The following is a 6,000-nucleotide window of genomic DNA, read 5'->3' as shown; positions in this document are numbered from 1 at the left end:
CCTAATTCATAGCTTTCTTCTACCTTGATTTTTTGCTTTTTATCTCAAGGTTTATTTGTTATGCCCTTTTTTATTCATTCACTATATTACTTTCAAATTTAGTTGTTGACATATTACCAGATTGCTTATATTTTTATAAAAATTAATAAAAAAACTCCCGAACCTAAGAAAATATTCTTAGGAACGAGAGTTAAAACTTCGCGTTACCATCCTAATTTACCTGTACCTCACGATACATGCCTTTTCAAGTACGTTACATTAATGTAATTATACTCTATCACTATAACGGGTGCACCCGTTGCAGCCTAAATCTGATGATCTCGGTGCACAGCTCCAAGGCCATTTTCACTTTAATATTCTTTGCTCCTTCTCACCATAATGGAACTCTCTGTAAAAGCATATTTAAAGTTACTTTCCTTTTCCTTGCATTTAAGTTATTGTTTGTATTATATATTATATTATAGGTGAAGTAAATATGATTTATTCATCTTATAATTTTCTACCTCATTGCAATTTATTATTCTTACCTAACCACTTGATTATGAAAACTGCCCTTATGGACTTTTTTCACGGAGGAAAAAGTAAAGACGCTGATAACGTGTACTTTTTAGTAGATTTTGTAACTATCAATTAATTCTATTAACTTTTTCTGCAAAGCGAGTCTTTTTTCTTGGTATTTATCTTGCTTGAATTGAAATTCTGGATTACTCCAATTGCTAGGATCGTAGAGCCATACTGGTTTTGTTTTATATTTTTCTTCTTCATATTCATATCTGGGGAATATATGAGCATGCAAAAATGCATCTGTATTTCCTAAAATATCATAGTTTATTCTTAAAGGATGATATACCTGAGAAATTGCATCGCCTATTAAGGTCATATCAGTTAAAAATTCGGAGCGTTCCTTTAATGTCAAATCATTTAAACTATTAGTCTGAGGATAAGCTAATAAAACGCAATATCCTGGAAGAAACTGCGTGTCTCCAAAAACGGCGAAACCACTTTTCATCTTAGCTAAAACAGTAGGGTTTGTACCATTGAGAGCAGTATTTATCCTATCCTTTTTCCAGTCATTCATATTTTACCCCAACCTTTCGGGAATATATTTTATAGTTTCAACATCAATACCACTGTCTCCACATGTCTTGTGATAGAGAAATGATACTAATACACATTAATATAGATTTTGCGTAAAGATGTATCTTCTAAAAAGGAGGATGGAAAATTCAGTATCCTATTAGTTGTGTACCCATTTTGTTGAAAATCTATGAAATCAAAATATACTTATAAAATACTATACTATACATGGTATTTATACAATTATGCAAAAGATTATTAATATAATAGCCTTTTTTGCAAAATTTACTCCTATAGGTGAGTAACTGTACTTAGTATAAAGATAGGTTATAATTTCTTATAAATTTTCATTGCAAATATATAGGCAACAACTATTATTGCTATACACCAAACCAAAGCAGTCCATATCTCACTCCCTACTGGCTGGTTTGCTAATATATTACGAATAGCTTCTACAATAGGAGTTACAGGTTGATTTTCTGCAAAGGCACGTACTGCTGAAGGCATCGTATCTGTTGGTACAAAGGCAGAACTGATAAATGGTAAGAAGATGATTGGGTAAGAGAATGCCCCTGCACCATCTGGTGTTTTAGCAGCAAGTCCAGCAATTACAGCAATCCAAGTCAAAGCAAGTGTAAATACCCCAAGGATTCCAAATACTGCTAACCACTCTAAGATTCCTGCTAAAGAACGGAAACCCATTAATAATGCAACAAGTATAATAACTATTACAGAAATTCCATTTGAAATTAATGAGGTTAATACATGGCCCCATAATACTGTAGAACGAGCGATAGGCATAGAGTGAAAACGTTCAAAAATACCACGCTCTTTATCTATAAATAAGCGGTAAGCTACATATGCAATGCCACTACCAATGGCCATTAACATTATACCTGGTAATAGATAATTAACATAATTTTCTGTGCCTGTTTCGATTGCGCCACCAAATACATAAACGAATAATAACATCATGGCAATTGGTGTGATACAAACTGTAATAATTGTATCCATACTTCTAAAAATATGACGCATAGAACGGCCAAACATAACACTCAAATCTTTTAAAAAATATTTATTTGTTGATTCCATTTATTTCTCCCCCTTTTCACCAATGATTGTTAAAAATATTTCTTCTAAGGTCGGTTGTTTTTCAACATATTCAACTTTTGCAGGAGGGAATAGTTTTTTCAATCCCTCTAGTGTATCTAGCGCGATGATTTTTCCTCCATGAAGAATAGCTATTTTATCCGCGAGTTGTTCTGCTTCCTCTAAATATTGAGTCGTTAAAAATACTGTAGTTCCTGCAGCTGATAACTCCTTTACAATCTTCCAAACTTCTAAACGTGCTTCTAGATCAAGACCTGTTGTTGGTTCATCTAGAAAAATAATCTTTGGATTTCCCACAAGACTCATTGCGATATCAATTCTTCTTTTCATACCTCCTGAGTAAGTATCCACTCTACGGTCTGCAGCCTCTGACATACCAAAACGATTAATTAACTCATCTGCTACTTGATTTGGATTTTTAAGATGTCTAAGTTTTGCTATCATTTGAATATTTTCACGTCCAGTCAAAATTTCATCAATAGCAGCAAACTGACCAGTAAGACTGATAGAACCTCTAATGTCCCCTGGATTTTTTTCAATATCAAAACCATTGATTACAACACTTCCAGCATCCGCTTTAAGTAAAGTTGCCATAATTCTAATCATCGTAGTTTTTCCTGCTCCGTTAGAACCTAGTAATGCAAAGATGCCTCCTTGCTCTACTTCAAGATTTACTCCTTTGAGTACTTCTATATCTTTATAAGATTTCTTTAACCCTTTAATTTGTATGATGTTTTTTTTCATTTTCTTTTCCCCCTCTACAAAATTTTGTAAATTACTCAAACCTGCATTAAACCTTTCGATTTAGCTTAAGTAGTTATAAAAAAATAAGAGTCGACAACTGTGATTACACACATGTTATCGGCTCTGCGTCTTTGCGTCCGGCTCTTTAACAACTGATATATTCTGTTGTTTTACATTAATTATCGTTTCCTGTTTACATTTAGGACAAAATAGTGGAAAGTTTTCAAGCACCGTATCAACACCTATCTTGACCCTTGTTTTGTTGCCACATATCGGGCATAATATCCACTGGTATTTACACACACTACCATCCCTTTAGTTAATATTTTTTGTTGAACAATATAAGTTGCAGATCTTTTACTTTTTTTTATCTGTAATCTTTTTCATGGCCTTGTTAACTTTTTGGTCAGTAGCTTCTTGATAGATGTCAGCATAAGTTTTTGAATCCTTGATTAAATCGTCGCAGAAAGCTGCTACATCACTGCTTGTTACCTCGAGCACGCCCTTTCCCAACGCCGCGCCCTCTTCAAAAAGATCGATAATCCCCGAGAGTAACCCTATCCCGTCAGTTAGCTCAACAGGGCCAACCTTAAAAAGATATTTTTGAATCTCTTTATAAACAATCTGATAATCTTTCGGAAGCGCTTTAACACGGGCCACGTGTGCTCTCCACTCTTTTTTGCCTTCGATGATATCTTGTATTCTCATTTTATCCTCCTATTTACCTAATCTTTTAGTGATATTATTGTTGAGTTGCTTGCGCCACTTGTCGCGAAAAGACTTTGCCCCTTCTTCACCGACCAGCGCTAAACAAAAGCCTTTGATATCGTCACCTAAAACCTCTTGTACACTTTGACCGTCCACAGCCGTTTCTTCGAGCAGGCCAAGCACACCGTCAAGAATTGGCATGAGGTTGCGACCGGTGAAATCAGAGTGCTGCCAAAGATTAGCTTTAATTTTTTCCCATGCCGCTTGATAATCAGTCGGTAGGTTTTGGGCTCGCGATTCAAAAGTTTTAAATTCTTTAGTCATGTCATTTCCCGTAATTTTCTCCCAAAAATTCATTATTTCTTCTCCTTTAACTCGTTAATTTTTGATGATACGAATTCCCACCTTTCCCAGAACATTCTTAGTTCCTCACGCCCCGCGTCGTTGAGCTTAAAAAACTTTCGTGGCGGTCCCATATCGGATGGTTTTTTTTCTATGTCCACGAGTTTATTCTTCTCAAGTCGCACCAAAATAGTGTAAACTGTCCCATCCACAACATCCGAGAATCCGAGGACATTCAGCCTTCGCGTGATCTCGTAACCGTAGGTTTCCTCGTGGTTGATGATTTCAAGGACACAGCCTTCCAGTACTCCCTTTAACATTTCCGTAATATTTTCCAAAAAATCACCTCTTCACTATCTAGTATTACAGATATTCAGTATTACTTACTACATCTATATAGTAATACATAGTAGTGATGGTGTCAATATGATATGTTTATTTTTTGTGCAAAATTTAGACATTCTAAGTAAAAGTTCCCCCGAACTAATCAGTCTGAGGGAACATAAAACACACTCCAATATTTAGTTGAAAACCTCCGAAACCTTTGATGCCAGCCTATTTCTTTTCTATTAGCACAATCGTCTCTACATGAGGGGTGTGGGGGAACATATCCATACATTGTACTTTTATAACCTTATAACCTCTTTCAACAAATATTGGCAGGTCATTTGTCAGGGATTTTGGATTACAGGATACATAAATAAATTGTTTAGGCGTAAAATTAATAATTTTATGGATCGCTTTAGGATGAATACCTGCTCTGGGGGGATCTAAGATAATAAGATCTGGTTGAAGTGTCAATTCACTAACCTTTTCCATAACATCTCCAGCAATAAATTCGCAGTTATCCAGTTCATTTAAAGCTACATTTTCCCGAGCAGCCTCCATGGCCTCTTCCACAATTTCAATACCAAATACCTTTTTGGCCACAGGAGCCATAATTTGAGCTATGGTACCTGTTCCGCAATATAGATCAAAGATAATCTGATCCTTGGTAGAACCCGTAAAATCTCGCACAATGGAATACAATTTTTCCGCCCCTAGGGAATTGGTCTGGAAAAAGGAAAAGGAAGAAATCTTAAAGAATAGGCCGAGTATTTTTTCAAGGATATAATCTTGCCCATAGAGAATTTCTGTTTTATCACTTTGCACCACATCAGCAACACTATCATTTAAAGTATGCAAAATACCCATGATCTTTCCGGACAAGGGAAGATTCAAAAGCATTTCCTTAAATTCTTGTAATTCAAATTCTTGCTGGGAAGTAGTCACCAGGTTGATTAATATTTGTCCAGTAGAATAAGCTTTTCTAATGACAAGATGGCGGAGCACGCCTTGATGGCTTATTTTATGATAGTGGGCTATTTTTTTATCTTGAAAATATTTTAAAACAGTCTTTAAAATATGGGTAAAATCCTCATCCACTATGGCACATTCATCTGTGGTGACAATTTCATAAAACTTGCCTTTTTTATGCATGCCTAGGGTTAAGGGGCCACCTTTAATTTCATCTCCAAAGGAGAATTCCATTTTATTTCGATACTCATATTCCAAAGGACTGGGGGAGATACCTAAAAAACAATAATCCTTAATGCCTACATTATCTAATAATTTTTTTACTTGCGTGGCTTTCATATCCAACTGACGTTGATAGGGGATATTTTGATAAGTACATCCTCCACATGTCCCAAAATGCTTACACCTTGGTGGGATTTCTATGGGAGAATGCTCCACCACTTCTAGAATAGTGCCCTCAATTTTATTCTTTCTTTTTTTGGTAATTCTTGCTTTCACCTTTTGATTAGCAATACCATCTTTTATGATAATCTTTTGATCATCTATATATCCAACCGCCCGATTGGGAAATTCTATATCTTCAATTAAAAGTTCTACAATTTCATTTTTCTTAACCATAATGCCCTCCTGATTGATAAGATAGTGGCAATAGCCACACAAATATTCTAAGGAAGTTTAATCCTTTAGGAGGATAAACTTTCCTATCATAAAATAAAGCCTTCA

General features: G+C 35.3%; 8 protein-coding genes and 1 other annotated feature. All 8 genes read right to left on the bottom strand.

All coding sequences use genetic code 11. The features are described from left to right. Window positions 1-176 precede the first annotated feature (176 nt). Window positions 177-433 (bottom strand) — a binding site (T-box leader). Window positions 434-607: 174 nt separating this feature from the next. After that, window positions 608-1,078: an HIT family protein gene (locus NSA47_RS13865; protein WP_257532974.1), complete on the bottom strand. Its 471-nt coding sequence runs from the start codon at window positions 1,076-1,078 to the stop codon at window positions 608-610. 326 nt (window positions 1,079-1,404) lie between these two features. Further along, window positions 1,405-2,169, bottom strand: coding sequence for an ABC transporter permease (locus NSA47_RS13860; RefSeq protein WP_257532972.1), 765 nt, complete (start codon window positions 2,167-2,169; stop codon window positions 1,405-1,407). Next, on the bottom strand, window positions 2,170-2,931 hold the full coding sequence (locus tag NSA47_RS13855) for an ABC transporter ATP-binding protein (RefSeq protein ID WP_257532970.1): 762 nt from the start codon (window positions 2,929-2,931) through the stop codon (window positions 2,170-2,172). 114 nt (window positions 2,932-3,045) lie between these two features. Then, complete coding sequence (locus NSA47_RS13850) at window positions 3,046-3,234, bottom strand: cysteine-rich KTR domain-containing protein (protein ID WP_257532969.1); 189 nt, start codon at window positions 3,232-3,234, stop codon at window positions 3,046-3,048. Window positions 3,235-3,288: 54 nt separating this feature from the next. Continuing rightward, complete coding sequence (locus NSA47_RS13845; protein ID WP_257532967.1) at window positions 3,289-3,639, bottom strand: DUF1048 domain-containing protein; 351 nt, start codon at window positions 3,637-3,639, stop codon at window positions 3,289-3,291. A gap of 9 nt (window positions 3,640-3,648) precedes the next feature. Then, entirely contained in the window at window positions 3,649-3,996 is a 348-nt protein-coding gene (locus NSA47_RS13840; protein WP_257532966.1) for a DUF1048 domain-containing protein, read from the bottom strand. Next, a complete protein-coding gene (locus NSA47_RS13835; protein ID WP_257532964.1) occupies window positions 3,996-4,319 on the bottom strand; it encodes a PadR family transcriptional regulator in 324 nt (107 codons plus the stop codon). The genes NSA47_RS13840 and NSA47_RS13835 overlap by 1 nt, the downstream gene beginning before the upstream one ends. A gap of 217 nt (window positions 4,320-4,536) precedes the next feature. Next, on the bottom strand, window positions 4,537-5,895 hold the full coding sequence (gene rlmD / locus NSA47_RS13830) for a 23S rRNA (uracil(1939)-C(5))-methyltransferase RlmD (RefSeq protein WP_257532962.1): 1,359 nt from the start codon (window positions 5,893-5,895) through the stop codon (window positions 4,537-4,539). Window positions 5,896-6,000 lie beyond the last annotated feature (105 nt).

Source organism: Irregularibacter muris, from assembly GCF_024622505.1.
In the GTDB taxonomy this organism is placed as follows: domain Bacteria; phylum Bacillota; class Clostridia; order Eubacteriales; family Garciellaceae; genus Irregularibacter; species Irregularibacter muris.
This window is presented reverse-complemented; position numbering and strand designations above follow the sequence as displayed.

Bases quoted from the DNA above. Each gene is read 5' to 3' on its own strand.
- NSA47_RS13845 (WP_257532967.1), bottom strand. From the start codon at position 3,639: ATGAGAATACAAGATATCATCGAAGGCAAAAAAGAGTGGAGAGCACAC.
- NSA47_RS13865 (WP_257532974.1), bottom strand. From the start codon at position 1,078: ATGAATGACTGGAAAAAGGATAGGATAAATACTGCTCTCAATGGTACA.
- NSA47_RS13855 (WP_257532970.1), bottom strand. From the start codon at position 2,931: ATGAAAAAAAACATCATACAAATTAAAGGGTTAAAGAAATCTTATAAA.
- NSA47_RS13860 (WP_257532972.1), bottom strand. From the start codon at position 2,169: ATGGAATCAACAAATAAATATTTTTTAAAAGATTTGAGTGTTATGTTT.
- rlmD (WP_257532962.1), bottom strand. From the start codon at position 5,895: ATGGTTAAGAAAAATGAAATTGTAGAACTTTTAATTGAAGATATAGAA.
- NSA47_RS13840 (WP_257532966.1), bottom strand. From the start codon at position 3,996: ATGAATTTTTGGGAGAAAATTACGGGAAATGACATGACTAAAGAATTT.